The organism is Devosia sp. 1566 (assembly GCF_004005995.1).
In the GTDB taxonomy this organism is placed as follows: domain Bacteria; phylum Pseudomonadota; class Alphaproteobacteria; order Rhizobiales; family Devosiaceae; genus Devosia.
Genome location: NZ_CP034767.1, coordinates 1,751,132 through 1,767,052, shown reverse-complemented (window position 1 = coordinate 1,767,052; position 15,921 = coordinate 1,751,132). Strand labels below are relative to the sequence as shown.

Sequence of the window (15,921 nt, the reverse complement as noted above, 5' to 3'; positions counted from 1 at the left end):
GACTACCCCATAAACCGGAACAACGCGGTGCTTCCGGGGACCAGACAGACGCTCAATCAGAGGCGTCGCGCAACAAGACTGCCGCATAAAAGAGGCCTGAATGCCCAGTGAAAAGCAGCAGAATCTGCAAGATTCCTTCCTCAATCACGTGCGCAAGCAGAAGGTACCGGTCACCATATTCCTGGTGAACGGCGTCAAACTGCAGGGAGTGATCACCTGGTTTGACAATTTTTGCTTGCTGCTGCGGCGCGATGCGCAGTCGCAGCTCGTTTACAAGCACGCGATATCGACGATTATGCCCGGAGCCCCAATCCAGCTTTTCGATCCGGAGCAGAACCAAGACAGCGACTAATCCATGACCGATCACGACGAGCTAGACGACGACCTGCCAGGCGGACCCCAGGCCTTTATCGACCGGCGCGAGGTACCCACGCGCGCCGGCCTGATTTGCCCCGATGTGCGCGGCAGTTCCTCCGCCCATACCATCGAATCGCGCAAGTCCGAGTTCGAGGGGCTCGCTGGAGCGATTCGGCTCGACATCGTGTTCTCCGAAGTGCTCAAGGTTCGCGAGATCAAGCCGGCCACTTTTCTTGGCGGCGGTCACGTGGAAACGTTGGCGCAGCGCGTCAAGAACGACGATATCGACTTGTTGCTGGTGGATGCGGCGCTGACGCCAATCCAGCAGCGCAATCTCGAAAAAGAAACCGGCGCCAAGGTGCTCGACCGCACCGCGCTGATTCTGGAAATTTTCGGCGAGCGCGCGGCAACCCGCGAAGGCGTGCTGCAGGTGGAACTGGCCCACCTCAACTACCAGAAGAGCCGTCTGGTGCGCTCCTGGACCCACCTTGAGCGTCAGCGCGGCAGCGGCGGCCTGGGCTTCATGGGCGGCCCGGGCGAAACTCAGATCGAAAGCGATCGGCGGCAGCTGACCGACCGCATCGTGCTGCTCGAGGATAGGCTGGAAAAGGTCAAGAAGACGCGCGCCCAGCAGCGGCGGCAGCGCGACGACACCCCGTTCCCCATCGTGGCGCTGGTGGGTTATACCAATGCCGGTAAGTCGAGCCTGTTCAATGCTCTGACCGGGGCAGGGGTGTTTGCCGAGAACCTCCTCTTTGCTACCCTCGACACCACTGTGCGCAAGCTGCAGCTGCCGCATGGGCGCGAGGTGATGATCAGCGATACTGTGGGCTTCGTTGCCGATCTACCCACCGACCTCGTTGCTGCTTTCCGCGCCACCCTTGAAGAAGTGGTGGATGCCGACGTCATTCTCCACGTGCGCGACATCGCCAATAATGACCATCTGGCGCAGGCGCTCGATGTGCTCAAGGTCCTGGGTGACTTGGGCGTTTCGCCCGAAACCACGCCCGTCATCGAAGTGTGGAACAAGATCGATCTGCTGGCACCCGTCGCTGACGGCGATGATCCGCTGCTCGCCTCGGTCAGCCCGGCCGGCAAGGTCGCGGCAGTGGTACAGGTTTCCGCCAAAACCGGGCAGGGACTCGACGAGCTAAAGCTCGCGGTCGAGACGGCGCTCGCCGACAAGAGCCGCACCTATCATGTGCATGTGCCCCACAGCGCCGGCAGCGATATCGGCTGGCTGCATGCCCATTCCGAGATCATCTCGCGCGACGAACCCAATGAGCAAGGCTCGGGCTATGTGGTGCGCGTCGAACCGCGCCAGAAGGCGGCCTTCCTCGAGCGCTTCAATGGCCGGATCGGAAGCGTCGAAGCCTAGGCTTTGTCCGCCGCACGGATCTCATTCCAGTAGCTGTCGAGGCGATCAAGCCCGGCGTCCTCGACAGCAACGCCGTCCTCGCGGCACCGCGCCTCCACATAGTGAAAGCGCCGGCTAAACTTGCTGTTGGCATCCCTTAGCGCGGCTTCTGGATCAACGCCGGCTTGACGGGCCAGATTGGCGGCGGCGAACAGCAGGTCGCCGATTTCCTCCTGCACCGCGGCTTGGTCCTGCATTTCACGCGCGCTGTCGACTTCAGCCAGCTCTTCCAGCAGCTTCTCCTTGACCGCTGCATAGTGGGGCCAGTCAAAGCCAACCTGAGCCGCACGCTTGGTCAGCTTCTCGGCCCGGGCAAGCGCTGGCAGCGTCGAGGGGACATCATCGAGCACTGAAGGCGTCTGCTCGCCCTTGCGAGCCGCCTTGGCGGCGCGTTCCTCGACCTTGATGGCTTCCCAGCGGCTTTGGGCCGCTTCCGCATCATTGGCATCGAGATCCCCAAACACATGCGGATGCCGGCGGATCAGCTTGCTGGTGATGGCATAGATCACATCGCCAATATCGAAGTGCCCAGCTTCCTTGGCCAGCTGCGCCTGGTAGATCGGCTGCAGCAGCAGATCACCCAGTTCTTCGCGCAGATCAGCAAAGTCCTCGCGCTCAACAGCGTCGGCGACCTCATAGGCTTCCTCGATCGTGTAGTGCCGGATGGTGGCAAAGGTCTGCTCCAGGTCCCACGGGCAACCCGTCACCGGATCACGCAGCGCCGCCATGATCTCGATCAGCCGTGAAATTTCGCGCGAGGGTTGCATGGAGGAACCTTGATTGGAATCAGCGCCGACAGCTTAGCAATGCCTAGGGCTTGCCAGTAGCCCAGCACGGCAACAGCCAATTAGAGCGGGTGAGGCGGGTTCGCCAAGCCGTCAGCAGCCACGGTTTTCTGCACATCCGCAGTTCGCATAAGATATATTATGGAACTGCGATGTGTCTGAAGCGCAGCAAGATGCATGCGTTATAGACGGCCAGCAGTGTCGGCTGGCAGACGCCCGTCATCTCGCACTGCCTTCTGGCCCTAAGCCCTGCGCAACGCCTCCATAACAAAGCGCCCACCCAGCCCCAACGTGCCAGCACCTGGCCGGGTCCACTTCCTGGTGCCAGGCCAGGCTTCGTACGAGCTCCACGCCACCGTCCTTGAATGCCTGGACGAGACCGGGGTCTGGCGTGCCGGCCGCGCCTTCCGCGAAGATAAAGCTGACCGGGCTGATAATGCTTGCAGGATGCAACCCGCTTGCCTTTTCGACCCGTAGCGCCACACCTTGAGCAAACCTGGCGCCATTTGGCTTGGCCGGGCTTGCGACCCCGAGCGGGAATACCAGGCGTCCGCCCATCTTGAGGCGGTCGATCCATGGCTCGGCAGGCCGCTCCACCGCGAAGTTGACATAAACGCCTTCAACGTCCTCCCGAGGCCAATCGCCCCCATCACCGGTGATGACCTCGACATTGGGCCGATCAGCGAGGTGGCTGTGCGCTTGCTGGGCGAGGTTGTGATCAAATTCCACGGCAACAACGCGGCCCGTTGCTCCCACCAGTTCAGCAAGGATCGCGCTGTAATAGCCTGTTCCAGCACCGATATGGGCGACGGTGTCGCCAAGCTTGGGAGCCAAGGCGTCGAGCATGCTGGCATGCAAAGACGGGCTACCGTTATTGATGCCTCGCTCTTCGTCGAGGGCAATCAGCACATCCTGATACACATAGACCGGGTCGTTGGCTGGCAGGCGAACAAAGCCCTGAGCCCGTTTGACGATATACCAGGGGTCGCTCCCCAGAAAACGCTCTCGTGGCACAGCGGCAAAAGCCGCTTCGAGCCTCTCGTTGCGGGCGCCCAGAAGCGCTGTTACTTGCCGGGCGTAGCCACGCCGAACGATCTCCAGGTCAGTGGTGCTCAAAATCAGCCCCGCTCCGTTCCGCCTCCGTCTTTCCGAGACTAGAGCGACCGCGGGCAGATGACCAGAACGTACGCCGCAACATGTCTTATGTTGGCACGCCTTACTCCGCTGGTCGGAGCCCAATCAGGCTTTCCTGACGTGGGCTTGATCGGGCGGTAGCGAGCACCCTGCCCTTATGGCGGCACGCGCCCGGATAGGCAGGTCTGATGGACCTAGTGCCTGCTGCGCAGGTGCGAGGGCGACGGATTCCCCAATCTTGGTCTGGCACCTAATAGTTGAACGAAAATCGTCTGGACAGGCCAACGCCAACAACGAACTGGTTTTCGGTACCCAGTTGCACGACTGGAGAGTCGGCAGCATCGGCCACCAGCCTGCTATATTCGGCACTCGCATTGAAAAAAGTATCCGAAAACAATTCGTACCGCGCGGCCAACTTGACGCCAACCGCCGTTACACCCGCTCCAGGATCATACGCGTCCAAACGCCCGCCACTCGCTATGGCCTCTGGCGCCGTCACGCCGAAATAGGTGTCCACATAATCCTCGCCCGCCATGCTCGCGTATACGCCGCCCACAACCTCAAGCTGCGGTGTCAGGCGAGCCGTCGCGTCCAGTCCCACTTCCCCGACGAGCCCTTCCGCACCGCCAAAGGCGTAGCGTGCCTGCCCATATAGCTCTGTACTGAGCACGTCGCTGAAAATGAACTCGTAGCCAACTCGGCCGCCGACCTCGTAGGTCGTATCGACGTCGTCCAGTCCCAGGAGCTGCTCGTGGTCTGAACTGATCCGTTCCCCTTGCACTGCAAAGGATGGACCGAACCGCAAACCGCCGGCGGACTTTTCTCCGCCGATATCAATGAGCCCGGGAATATTGAGACGCTCAACGCGAATGATTGGGTTGACCGTCATGCCGTACTCGGTCGAGCCCGGATAGATTGGGGCAGTGCCGACACCCAGGCCGAACTCGAAAATCAGGTCAGGTTTGCTCGTTTCGATCGCCACGAGCTCGGTTGCGGCCGGACCGAAAGAATCGAAGTCGGCCGCCTGGGCGACTGTTGGCGATAGAACAAGGGCGCTCAGCAATGCCTTGCGCTTCAAGCGGCTTGTGAAGTCGTGTCGCACTTGTTCCACCTTGTCTAGGATCCTGCCTTCATCGCACCGGCGAATCAATGCCTTGCTTGAAGCTCGAGCACCATACTGCTCCTATCTTGCATCAACCTTTCACAAACGCGGTTTTTACCGACAATGCGCGACGTCCAGCAGTCCTGCGATGGCGATCGTGGTGCGATCTTCCAAATAAGGCCCGATGATCTGGATGCCGGTGGACCGGCCGTCGCGCATGCGCCCTATCGGCATCACCGTGGCCGGCAGCGCCGCGCCATTTCCCAGCGCCGTCCAGGCCACGCTGTCGCCCCGCTCCATGGCAACGCCATCCACCAACACGCTCGGCGCCGCGGCTTCCGCTTCCCCAAGCGCCGCCACAGACATGGGCGGGCAGATCAGCGCATCCCAATCGCGAAATACCTCCTGCCAGGCCCAGCGCAGCTTTACCCGCGCTTCATTGGCCTCGATCCATTCGGCATGGCTCGCCACCATGCCGCCGATGCGCCACGCCGCCATACTCCCAGGATCAAGCCCCCGGAGTTCTTCGCGTGCCGCCGCCAACTGTTCCGCCGTCTGCCCCAGCGCCACCGCGCCCCCAAGCAGCCGCAGATAAATCTGCGTCGCCTCCTCCACATCGGGCATCACGCCCTCGGCGCGCCGCACCTTCGCCCCTGCCCGCCCGAGCAGTTCCGCCGCCAGCGCCACCCCTGCCCGCACTTCGGGGTCGGTGGGCACCATCGGATGCTCCTCCAGCACCAGGACCCGCAACTCGCTTAGTTTCTCCACCCTTGGCGGCGGCAGCGTCAGCGTATATCCCACTGCCTCATCGGCATCGGGCCCCGCCATGACCGTGAGCCCCAACTCAAGATCCCGCGCGCTCCGCGCCAGTGGCCCCGGACAGGAAAGGTCGAACCGCGCCTTGCGCCCAGCCAGCGCATGCCCGCGCAAGGGGATCAGCCCCATGCTCGCCACATGGCCCCAGATGCCGCAAAACTGCGCCGGCCCGCGGATGGAGCCCCCCAGATCAGAGCCGATATCGAGCGGCACATAACCCGCCGACACCGCCGCCGCTGCCCCCGAAGACGAACCGCCCGGCGACAACCCTGCCCGCACCGGATTGCCCGTCCGGCCATAAACCGGGTTATCGGCATTCCAGCCATCCAAGCCCTGGGACACGTTGGTTTTTCCGAGGATCACCGCGCCGGCGGCGCGCAGCCGGGCCACCGCTACCGCGTCCTCGCGCGCCACCGCGCCGCGAAAAGCCTCCAGCCCCCAGCTGGTGGGCAGCCCCTCCACATCAAAGCTTTCCTTGATGGTGATCGGCACGCCCAGCAGCGGCAGCCGCTCGCCCGCTGCGAGGCACCGGTCGGCCTGCTCAGCCGCGGCCCGCGCCCGCTCGAAGTCGCGCACCACCACGGCATTGAGCACGCCATCGCCAGCCTTGATGGCGGCAATGCTCTGCTCCACCAACTCCACCGCCGATACCCGACCTGTGGCCAGCTCCGCGCTCAGCGCCGTGGCATCAGGCGCCATCAGCTAGCCGTCCCGAAAAAGCGCTTGGCGGCCGCCAGGCACGCCTCAAACACGCTGAGATTGCCAAAGGGCAGCACCGTGCCTGCCGGCGGCCGCGCCACTAGCCCGCCGCGCAAATGCATGCCCCCATCCAGCATCAGATTGTCGGACATGGCATGGTCTTCCACCATCTGCCCGTCCGGCCCGCGGGTCACGCCCTTGGCATCCGGCGCCACCTTGCCGCCGTAGAAATCTTCGGCGGCGCGCTGCCCATAAAACCTGCCATCATTGGTGTAGCCAAAGGCGGGCTTGCCTTGCGCGCACATGAAGCCGATTTCATAGGCCGTGCCCACATCGGCGCTGATGCCCCGGAACGGGGTCATGTTGGCGATAATGAAGTCGCTGCCGCTCATCACCGCTTCATTGCCCCGAGCGATGAACACACCGATCTCGAACTTGTCGCTGGGCCAGTCCCGCTCCTCGTTCCAGATTTGGGGCACAAAGCCATAGCTGCGGGTCAGCTCGCGTTTGGCCGCGGTGATTGCTGCCCCGTCCGGAAAAAACACCTCGGGGCCGGCCAGGTAAACCGTTTTCATGTCGCGCCCTCAGGACAACTCGCCCGCCGCAATGGCTGCCATGATGCGGTCGCGATAAGAGGTGTCGCCGGTTTCGATCCGGTTCTCGACGCGCGACGCTTCAGTCATGAAATGCTCGTAGCCGCGGCCCATTTCCCAGCCGCGCTTGGTATGCATGTCGATGGCGAAGTCGGGCACTTCGGGCGCCTTGTTGCGCACGACGTTTTCCAGCCGCGCGAAATTGACCATGTCGTCGGTGGTGCGGTCCTTGGGGCTTTCGGCGATCAGCCGGATGGCATGGGCGGCAAATAGAAACCTGTCGCCGATCGGACGCGGATAGCGCTGATGGGTGCGATAAAGCGTATCCACCAGCACCGGCAGGTTCAGATTGCCCGCCCCCACATCCTCCACTGCGATCACGCACAAGCGCGACCACAGCATTTCCTCCATCTCGGGGCTGGTCACATACATCTCATAGGCCAGCAGGAGTGCCGTCTCAGCCATGCCGCGCCGGAGGCATTTCTGCAGGCCCGAGATCACCTCATCGGCAGGGATGCCGTGCTGGGTCTTGACGTTCTGCCAGGGATCAGGAGGCAAGGTGACTTTGGACATCGGCAAACAACCTATTTCAGTTCGATTTCAACAAATTCGACGGGGCTGTCGGAAAGGTTGACCACGTTGTGCTCGGCCCCCAGCACTCGCCCATAGCTTTCCCCCACCTGGTAGGCGACCTCGCGCCGGCTGCCATCGAGTTCCACGATGGTCAGCGTTCCAGCCAGTGTGGGCACGACAACATAGTCATGGCCATGCTTGTGCCAGCCGGTCTCCGATCCCGGCGCAAAGTGGTAGCGGGTGGCCCTGACCCGCTCATTGTCCACCTGCACCGTGGCGATGGCGGGGATGAGATGTTCGAGATCTTCGTTCATTGCGCTCACTTCCATCTGTTGTTGACGCGCCGCTCTGCCCCAAGGGCCGCGGTAAAGCACAGCACCGAAATCACGGTGGCCACGACACTGGTGCCAAAGGCCCGCTCCGTCTGGAAATCACTGGCCGCCGAGCGGAACAGGTAGCCAAGCCCGCTCGAGCCCATCAGGAATTCGGCCACCATGGCCGACAGCACTGAGGGCGGCGCGGCCAGGCGCAGCGCGATCATCCAGTTGGGCACGGCCGAAGGCAGCACCAGGTGGAAAAACCGCGTCAGACGCGAAGCCCCGAGGACCTTGAACAGATCATCGCTCCCGGGCGGCAGTGCCTTGAGCCCGGCCGAGGTGAACACAAAGGCCGGGAAAAACGAGATGATCACCACAATGGCGAGCACGGTTTTGAGGTCATAGCCGAGGAGGCGCGCCAGCACCGGGATCAGCGCCACTACGGGCACCGAAGAAAAGATCAGCCCCAATGGCACGAGGATCCCGTTCAGCAGCCGCGAGGTCCAGGCCAGCACCGCAACAATCGTGCCCAGGAACATGCCCAGCACCAGCCCCAGGGCGGCAAGTATCAGGGTTTGCCCGCCATTGGTGATGTACACCATCGGATTGGTGACCAGATCTGTCAGCACATTGATGGGCTGGGGCATGACAATGGCGTTGACGCCCGAGATCGACACCCAGGCCTGCCAAGCCAACAACACCGCCAGGACGCCCCAGTAGCGCGAGAGGCCGATACGCAGGGTAGAGCCAAAGCTTCGTTTCGCTGATGTGCTCATGCGTATCGCCCATAAACAAAGCGCTCGAGCAGGCTCATCGCTCCAAAAGCCAGAAGCGAAGCCGCCGAGGCAATAAATACCGCGCTCCACAGGAGCGGGATCTGGAAGTTCTGCATCGCGCTGACCATGAGCAGCCCCAGCCCGCGCGAGGAGCCAAACCATTCGCCGAGGATCGCGCCGATGAAAGCGGCAGGAATGGCAAATTTCAGCCCACTCACCATAGCCGGTAGTGCGGCAGGCAAATCGAGGCGCAATAGGCGCGTCAATGGCGAGGAGCCCAGCACCTGGAAGAGGTCCCGGTGCGTCACCGTGGAATTGGCCAGTCCCGATGTGGTCGCGACATAAAGCACAAAGAACACATTGAGCGTTGCGATCGCCATCCCGGTCAGTTCCCGGTCGAGCAGCACGATAAACAAGGGCGCCAGCGCAATGGCGGGAATGGCGTGGATCACCCCGGCGAGCCGGTCGAGACCCGGCCGCAACACCGGCACCACATGCACGAGCCCTGCGGTCAGAACGCCGATCAGCGTCCCTAGCGCATAGCCCGCCGCCACCATGGAAAAGCTCGCCGCCATGGCGCGCAAAAACAGCGCTTGGCGCGAGGGATCAAACATGAACACGAGGACCGTACTCAGCGGCGGCCAAGTCAGCCCTGCCAACCGGTTAACCCCGATTACTTCCCAGAGGCTCAGGAACAGCAGGATGCCGACGGCGCCCAGCACGATCGACTGCAGCTTTTCCATCGAGATGCGCATCAGTGCAGCCCCTCGGGTTCCAGCGCCAGTGTCAGCTCGTCGGCGAGGTGATGGAACTCGGCCGTGCGCTGCACATCGGGGCTGCGCGGCCGGGCAAATGGCACGTCGATGGATTTGATCACCCGTCCCGGCCGGCCGCTCATCACGATCACCCGGTCAGCCAGAAACAGCGCTTCTTCCACCGAATGGGTTACCAGCAGCGTCGTGATCTTGCTTTCGCTCCAGATGCGCTGCAGTTCCACATTCATGTGCCGGCGCGTCACCGCGTCGAGTGCACCGAAGGGCTCGTCGAGCAGCAGCACATCGGGCCGGAGCACCAGCGCCCGGGCAATGGAAACGCGCTGCCGCATGCCGCCGGACAACTGCTTGGGCCGCGCCTTCTCGAACCCCGTCAGCCCCACTAACGCCAGCAGTTCGGCCACGCGCGCCTCATCCACCTGCCGCCCGGCCACTTTGAACGGCAGCGCGATATTGTCGTGAATGGTGAGCCAGGGCAAAAGCGCATGATCCTGGAATGCCACGCCTAAGCGGTGCGCGCGCGACAACTCCAGCGGATCGCGCCCTTCAACCGTCACCCGCCCATGGGTGGCATTGTCCAGCGCCGCCACCAGCCGCAACACCGTGCTCTTGCCGCAGCCCGAAGGGCCAAGGAGCGCGACGAACTCGCCCTTGCCGATCTTGAGATCGACCTCCTCGATAGCGACCAGTTCCTTGCCGTCGTCGAGCTTGAAACTCTTGCGCACGCGGTCGACATTGATCGACCAGTCCTGTGACACCGTTGGGCTGCTCATCACGCCACCAGCCGCTCGAACCGTTCCGAAATCACTGGCAGGCGCTCCTTGAGCTTGGCGCGGATCGCTTCCTGGTCGATCCCCAGCATGGCGCGGTCCTGCATCACCACCTTGCCATCCACAACAACCGTTTCCACGTCCCGGCCGACCAGGATCGAAGCCGCAACAAACAGCGGGTCATAGATCGGCGCATGATCCATATGCGAGGTGTCGCAAAGCAGGAGGTCGGCCTTTTTGCCCACTTCGAGGCTCCCCACCTCATCGAAGATCCCCAGCGCCCGCGCCCCGCCATGCGTCGCGATCCGCAGCAGTTCTTCGGAGGAAATCGGCTCGCGCTGGTGGAACACGGCTGAATTGACCGCCTGCTGACCCACGCGCGCCACATGCGCCACCTGGAACAGATCGAGCGTCCCCGCCGAACCCGGCCCGTCCGTGCCCAGCCCGATGGCGATGCCGCGCTTCCACATTTCGATCAGCCGGGGATGGCCGATGGAATAATTGTTGAAGCCGCAATGACAGGCCGAGAGCTGGTACTTTTCGTAAAGATCAACTTCCTTGGGCGAGAGCAGCACCGAATGGGCGCAATGCAGGTTGTGGTCCAGCACCTGCATGGTCTCGAGCCACTCGGTCGGCCGCAGCCCGAATTTTTCGAGCGTATAGTCGATCTCATAGCTGCCCTCACACAAATGGGTATGGATCTTCACCGCCAGGTCCCGCGAAGCCTGCGAGATATCGCGGATCAACTCGGGCGAGCACACGATCACCTGCCGCAGGCTCAGCCAGGCCTTCACCCGCTCATTGCTCTGCCAGCGCTCCACCAGCGCCACATTGCGCTCCAGCGCCTGGTCATGCGTCATCAACATATTGGCCGGCACTTCCGCGCCGATGTTTTCACTTTGGTTCACCGTCGACAGCGACACGAAACCCCGGATGCCCACATCCATGGCCGCCCGTCCCATCTCGTCGGGATGCGGTCCGCCCGCTTCCGCGAAACAGGTCGTGCCGACCTGGATCATGTTGGTGTAGGCGACGAGCCCCGACAAATACACATCCTCGGGCTCGAGGCAGCTCTCGAACGGGATCAGGTAGTTCTTCCACACCGGCAGCTTGAGTGGACGCTTCCTGGCAATCGCCTGCAGCTTTCCTCGCAGCAATTGCTGCCCGGTATGGAAATGCGCATCGATCAGCCCGGGCATGGCGATCCGCCCTCGTGCATCGATGGTGGTGCGCCCCCGATAGGCTCGCCCCCCTTCCCCCTCACCCAAAAAGACGATCCGCCCCCCATCCACCGCGATCGTGCCATCGCTGATCACCCGATTTTCGGCATCGAGGGTCACGATCTCGGCGCCGGTCACCACCACATCCACCAGCTGCGGCTCGCCCTTGGTGGTGAAGTTGTCTGGGGTCATGGGGTGATCTCCTTGGGATAAACAGGTCAGAGCGAAGCCAGCGCTTCCTGGGCGAGGCTGGTGTCGACGATATCGTCAATGGGGGGGAGTTCGGTGCGCCCGGTTGCGCGTGCCGCGTCATACATCGGGCCCGCCATCTTGGCCTTGTCGAGCCCGTAGACCGGATAAGCCGGATCGCCGCCCGGTCGCATAAAGGGAAGCTGCAGCTCGTTCTGTCGGGTCTGCTGGGCCAATTCGAGCCCGAAATCGGCGCCGTATTTCTCCACCGCCAGCTTGGGCGCCAGCGTCAGATCCGCCTCATTGACCTGGAACGCCTGCATCAATGCAGCGAGATAGGCCACGATCGCCGGCCGGTTGGCCTCGAGAAACGCCCGCGACACAAAGCCCAGCCCCGCATAGGAGGGAAAGCCCAGTTGATCAAAGGAGCGGAAAAAGAAGTCCTTCTCTGGCACCAGGCCCATGTTTTCGAGCGTAATGGTCTGGTTCACCGCAAAGGCGGTGTAACCCTCGCCATCCCCTGCCACCAGCGGCTCGGGCGAAAACCCGGCGGGCACCATGGTCCAGCTCTCCGGGTCGAGCCCCGCCAAGCCCAACGTCGCCTGGATGGCGGTTTCTTCCGCCGGGCCCTGCGCCAAGATCCGCGAACCCACAATGTCTTGGGCCGTTAAAATCGGCTTGGCCGCCAGCGAAATGATCCCCAAGGGCGAAGTCTGCTGGCGCGCTGTGATCAGCACGAAATCATTGCCGCGCCCCACCGCATCCAGAAATGGCAGCCAGCTGGTGTAACCGATCTCGGCATTGCCCGCCGCAATCAGGGTCAACGGATCGGGTGCATTGGGCCCGCCCGGGCTCACCGTCACATCCAGCCCCGCCTGGCTGAACAACCCATTTTCCAGCGCAATCCAGTGGTCGCCATATTCCACATTGGCGATCCAGCCGAGTTGCACGCGCAACGGCGTGCTCGCCTGCGCCATGGCAAAGCGCGGCAACAAGGCCGAGGCCAACAGACCCCCGGCAGCGGATGCAAGCAGTTGGCGTCTCAGCATATCGGCACACTCCAAAGGGCTGCGCATGGGCGCGTTGAACCAGCCACCCCGCCACGGCGCGGGATGGAACCAAGAGATGGGGAGGCTCTCAGAAACTCAGAGCGTGGCGTGCGCTTCTTCGAGCACGCTCATATCCACCAGCTCGGCAAGGGGCGGCACTTTGCGGCCCGCCGCCACTGCTGCATCCGTCATCGCCCCCTCGATCACCGCGGGGTCGAACCAGAACAGCTTGCCCTCGCCGTCCGGCTTGATCAGCGGGATCTGCAGCTCCATCTGGCGCTGCTGCTGGGCGAGGTCGAGCCCCAGATCGGCGCCATATTTGTCCACTACGATCTCTGGCGCATATTGGGGATTGGCAAAGGCATAATCCCAGCCGCGGATCAGCGCCCTGATATAGCCCACCATCGCCGGCCGGTTCTCGGCCAGAAACGACTTCTTGGTCACCATCAGCGCCTGCTTGACCTGGTAGCCAAGGTCATCCATCAGCGTCACGAAAAAATCGGTGCCCTGCACCAGGCCCAGATTTTCCAGCGTGATCGGCTGATTGGTCGCAAAGGCGAAATACACATCGCCATCGCCCGACAGGAGCGGCTCGGGCGAAAACCCGGTCGGCATGATCTCATAGTCCAGCGGCAGTCCGGCATTGCCCAGAATGGCGTCGATGATCAGCTTGTCTGTGGGGTTCTGCGCGAGGATCCGCGCCCCCACCAGATCCTTGGCCTCGCGCACGGGCTTGGCTGCCAGCGATATCAGGGCCGCGGGGCTCTTTTGCCACATGGCGCCGAGCACCACGAAGTCATTGCCCTTTTCGATAGCATCGAGCACCGGCAGCCAGTTGGCATTGCTGATCTGGGCGCTGTCAGCTGCGAGCGAGACCAGCACATCGGGGGCGTTGGGGCCGCCAGCCAGGAAGTCCGCCTCGATCCCTTCCTCGGCGAAATAGCCCTGCTCAAGCGCCGTCCAGAAGCCGGCATATTCCACATTGGAGATCCAGCCGAAGGCTTGGGTGATTGCGGTCTTACCCGTTCCCTGCGCCCAGGCCCCTCGCGGCAGCAGGCTCAATCCCAGACCGGCAATCCCGGCCAGCAACACCTGCCGCCGACTCGGTTGTAAATAGCGCGAAAACCCCATCGGCACGGCTCCTTGCTGCTGTCCACACATGCGAAGCTTGGCGTTTACGGCCGCAAAAGCGCTGGCTGTAATCCGTTGTTACAGCTACGCTAGCATATGTAATTTTGATTACAATAGCATTCGGAGGCAAAAATTGAACCTGCCTAAAACTTCATCATTTGGCTATTTGCCTGCCGATTCCGAAGTCGCCCAGCGCATCGCCAGGGCTTATCCAGGTTTGTCGCCAGCCTTGCGTTCCTTCGCCGATTTCGTGCTGTCCGAGCCTATGCAGGTGGCGCAGATGAGCATCAACGACACGGTCACCGCCTCGGGCGTTTCCGTCGCTACCGCCAACCGGTTTGCCCGTTCCTTGGGCTTTGAGGGCTATGCGCAGTTTCGCGCCGAAGTGGTGCAGGGTTTTGAATCGGTGTTTGCCCCAGTGGAGCGCCTGCGCACCAAGCTCTCGGAAAAGTCGAGTCTGCGCGATGTGATCGCTGCCTCCATCGAGCAGGACATCGACAACCTCACCCAGACGATGCGCAATCTCGATACTGCCAGCGCCGAGCAGGCCGTGGAGATGATCCTCGGGGCCGAGAACATTTTCATCCTCGCCTTCGACAATGCCGCCGCCCTCGGCAATGTCTTTGCCCATCGCCTGGAACTCGCCGACCGGCCGGTGCGCATGATCGATAATGGCGGGGGCACGCTTTCGGCGGCCCGCAATCTTTCGCGTTTCACCAAAAAGGACCTCGTGGTCTCGATCGCCTTCCCGCGCTATATGCGCGACACCGTGGAAATCACCCGCACCGTGCAGCGCCGCGGCATCCCCATTCTCGCCATCACCGATCAGCAGACTTCGCCCCTGGCGAGCCTTGGCACGCTGACGCTTTATGTGCGCGCCACCCGCTCCTTCAGCTCCACTTCCGATACCGCGATCCTGGCCCTGCTCGAAGCCGTCGCAGCCGGGGTCGCCTCCCGTTCCCCCGGCGCCACGCAAGCCGCCGAAAAATTCGCCGACTTCGCCTATCCCTGGCTCATCGCCCCCGAACGCAGCCGCTAGGCCCCGGCGACCATCGTTTCCAAGAACAGCGCCTCGAAGCGCTCGCTGTCCACCGCCACGGCCACTCCGGCACTGGGCACCGTCGTGCCGGTGCGGCGGCGATCGGGAATAACTTGGCCGCGTGTCAGCTCCCCGACGCATTCCACATCGATCTGCATCGGCTCGATGGTCACCACCGATGGGTCCTGCGCCACCGCCACTGCCAGCGGGTCATGCAGCGCGCAATAAGTTATGTCCGGATACTGCGCCTGATAAGCTGCGAGATAGAACCGCGCCGCCTGCATGGTGATCCCGGCCGCCTTGCCGCCGCGCGCGGCGATTTCGTCCATCATCGGTGCCGTCAGCTTGGTTTTCATGGTCACATCCATGCCCACCAATGTGATCGGCGCGCCCGATTGCAACACGATCCGCGCTGCTTCCGGATCATTGAAAAAATTGGCGTCGGCCACCGGCGAGGCGATGCCGGGCACGCCCGGATGCCAGATCGTGCCGCCCATCAGCACCAGACCTTTGAGCTTTTCGGCAATGTCAGGCGCCTTCATCAAGGCCTGCGCCACATTGGTCATCGGCCCCACCGGCACCAGCGTCAACTCGCCCGGATTGGCCCGTACCAGCTCAATGATCAGGTCTGGCCCCCAGATCGGCCGCGCTTGGCTTGTGGGCAGCGGCAGTTCCACTTCGCCCAACCCATTGGAGCCATGGATGCGGCTGCCGCGCTTGTGAAACGGCCGCGTCAGCGCCCGCGAACACCCCGCCGCCACCGGAATATCGGTCCGTCCCGCCGCTTCCAGCAGCTGCAGCGTGTTGCGCGTGGCGGAAGCCACATCGATATTGCCGTAGGTTGTGGTCAGCGCTTCCAGCTGAATGCCGGGATGATTGAGCGCAAACACCACGGCCATGGCATCGTCGATGCCGGTATCAACGTCGAGGATCATGCGGCAGGTCGAGGTCACTTGCGGGTCCTTGAGGAGGCTGGAGGGAGGCACCAAGCCTAGCGCTGAAAATATTCTTAGCAAGTCCTCTTTGTGCTGAAATTATTCATACACCGCCCCCGCCCTGTTGGATGGCTGTCTCATCGGCTCCGCCCTGCCGCGAGCCTGCTGGGCCCAAGCTTGTTTCCGGCTTCACCAAGCTTCCTGGGTCAGACGGATGGCAAGACAGGACTTTGCGTCGCGTCTTGG

At 62.7% G+C, this 15,921-nt stretch carries 17 protein-coding genes; 3 read left to right on the top strand and 14 right to left on the bottom strand.

The window, feature by feature from the left end:
• The first annotated feature begins 100 nt into the window (after positions 1-100).
• Together hfq and hflX are read left to right on the top strand one after the other, a co-directional pair.
• Complete coding sequence (hfq, locus tag ELX51_RS08630; protein ID WP_046138466.1) at positions 101-352, top strand: RNA chaperone Hfq; 252 nt, start codon at positions 101-103, stop codon at positions 350-352.
• A gap of 3 nt (positions 353-355) precedes the next feature.
• Positions 356-1,735 (top strand): GTPase HflX, encoded by a 1,380-nt coding sequence (gene hflX, locus ELX51_RS08625; RefSeq protein ID WP_127753136.1) that lies wholly within the window; start codon positions 356-358, stop codon positions 1,733-1,735.
• Here the strand turns inward: hflX and mazG are convergent.
• The 13 genes from mazG to ELX51_RS08560 form a co-directional block, all read right to left on the bottom strand.
• Complete coding sequence (gene mazG, locus ELX51_RS08620; RefSeq protein WP_127753135.1) at positions 1,732-2,541, bottom strand: nucleoside triphosphate pyrophosphohydrolase; 810 nt, start codon at positions 2,539-2,541, stop codon at positions 1,732-1,734. The genes hflX and mazG overlap by 4 nt on opposite strands.
• A gap of 237 nt (positions 2,542-2,778) precedes the next feature.
• Positions 2,779-3,675, bottom strand: a complete 897-nt coding sequence (locus tag ELX51_RS08615; protein ID WP_127753134.1) for an rRNA adenine N-6-methyltransferase family protein — start codon at positions 3,673-3,675, stop codon at positions 2,779-2,781.
• A gap of 268 nt (positions 3,676-3,943) precedes the next feature.
• The gene (locus ELX51_RS08610) at positions 3,944-4,795 is read right to left on the bottom strand and encodes a MipA/OmpV family protein (protein ID WP_164854808.1); all 852 of its coding nucleotides are present in this window, start codon (positions 4,793-4,795) and stop codon (positions 3,944-3,946) included.
• A gap of 114 nt (positions 4,796-4,909) precedes the next feature.
• Entirely contained in the window at positions 4,910-6,310 is a 1,401-nt protein-coding gene (locus ELX51_RS08605; protein ID WP_127753132.1) for an amidase, read from the bottom strand.
• Positions 6,310-6,885 (bottom strand): nucleoside 2-deoxyribosyltransferase, encoded by a 576-nt coding sequence (locus ELX51_RS08600; RefSeq protein WP_127753131.1) that lies wholly within the window; start codon positions 6,883-6,885, stop codon positions 6,310-6,312. The genes ELX51_RS08605 and ELX51_RS08600 overlap by 1 nt, the downstream gene beginning before the upstream one ends.
• 9 nt (positions 6,886-6,894) lie before the next feature.
• Positions 6,895-7,476 carry an AAA family ATPase gene (locus ELX51_RS08595; protein WP_127753130.1) on the bottom strand — a complete coding sequence of 194 codons (582 nt, stop codon included), beginning with the start codon at positions 7,474-7,476 and terminating at the stop codon, positions 6,895-6,897.
• Between the two features lie 11 nt (positions 7,477-7,487).
• Complete coding sequence (locus tag ELX51_RS08590) at positions 7,488-7,790, bottom strand: cupin domain-containing protein (RefSeq protein ID WP_127753129.1); 303 nt, start codon at positions 7,788-7,790, stop codon at positions 7,488-7,490.
• A 5-nt stretch (positions 7,791-7,795) separates the two neighbouring features.
• Complete coding sequence (locus ELX51_RS08585) at positions 7,796-8,569, bottom strand: ABC transporter permease subunit (protein WP_127753128.1); 774 nt, start codon at positions 8,567-8,569, stop codon at positions 7,796-7,798.
• Complete coding sequence (locus ELX51_RS08580; protein ID WP_127753127.1) at positions 8,566-9,324, bottom strand: ABC transporter permease subunit; 759 nt, start codon at positions 9,322-9,324, stop codon at positions 8,566-8,568. Before ELX51_RS08580 ends, ELX51_RS08585 begins: the two co-directional genes overlap by 4 nt.
• The gene (locus ELX51_RS08575; RefSeq protein ID WP_127753126.1) at positions 9,324-10,115 is read right to left on the bottom strand and encodes an ABC transporter ATP-binding protein; all 792 of its coding nucleotides are present in this window, start codon (positions 10,113-10,115) and stop codon (positions 9,324-9,326) included. The genes ELX51_RS08580 and ELX51_RS08575 overlap by 1 nt, the downstream gene beginning before the upstream one ends.
• Positions 10,115-11,524 carry an amidohydrolase family protein gene (locus ELX51_RS08570; protein WP_127753125.1) on the bottom strand — a complete coding sequence of 470 codons (1,410 nt, stop codon included), beginning with the start codon at positions 11,522-11,524 and terminating at the stop codon, positions 10,115-10,117. Before ELX51_RS08570 ends, ELX51_RS08575 begins: the two co-directional genes overlap by 1 nt.
• 26 nt (positions 11,525-11,550) lie before the next feature.
• A complete protein-coding gene (locus ELX51_RS08565) occupies positions 11,551-12,570 on the bottom strand; it encodes an ABC transporter substrate-binding protein (RefSeq protein WP_127753124.1) in 1,020 nt (339 codons plus the stop codon).
• A 96-nt stretch (positions 12,571-12,666) separates the two neighbouring features.
• Positions 12,667-13,701 carry an ABC transporter substrate-binding protein gene (locus ELX51_RS08560; protein WP_127753123.1) on the bottom strand — a complete coding sequence of 345 codons (1,035 nt, stop codon included), beginning with the start codon at positions 13,699-13,701 and terminating at the stop codon, positions 12,667-12,669.
• 133 nt (positions 13,702-13,834) lie between these two features.
• On the opposite strand from ELX51_RS08560, the gene ELX51_RS08555 reads away from it, so the two are divergent.
• Positions 13,835-14,740 carry a MurR/RpiR family transcriptional regulator gene (locus ELX51_RS08555; RefSeq protein ID WP_248305289.1) on the top strand — a complete coding sequence of 302 codons (906 nt, stop codon included), beginning with the start codon at positions 13,835-13,837 and terminating at the stop codon, positions 14,738-14,740.
• Here the strand turns inward: ELX51_RS08555 and ELX51_RS08550 are convergent.
• Positions 14,737-15,693: a nucleoside hydrolase gene (locus ELX51_RS08550; protein WP_127753121.1), complete on the bottom strand. Its 957-nt coding sequence runs from the start codon at positions 15,691-15,693 to the stop codon at positions 14,737-14,739. The genes ELX51_RS08555 and ELX51_RS08550 overlap by 4 nt on opposite strands.
• Positions 15,694-15,921 lie beyond the last annotated feature (228 nt).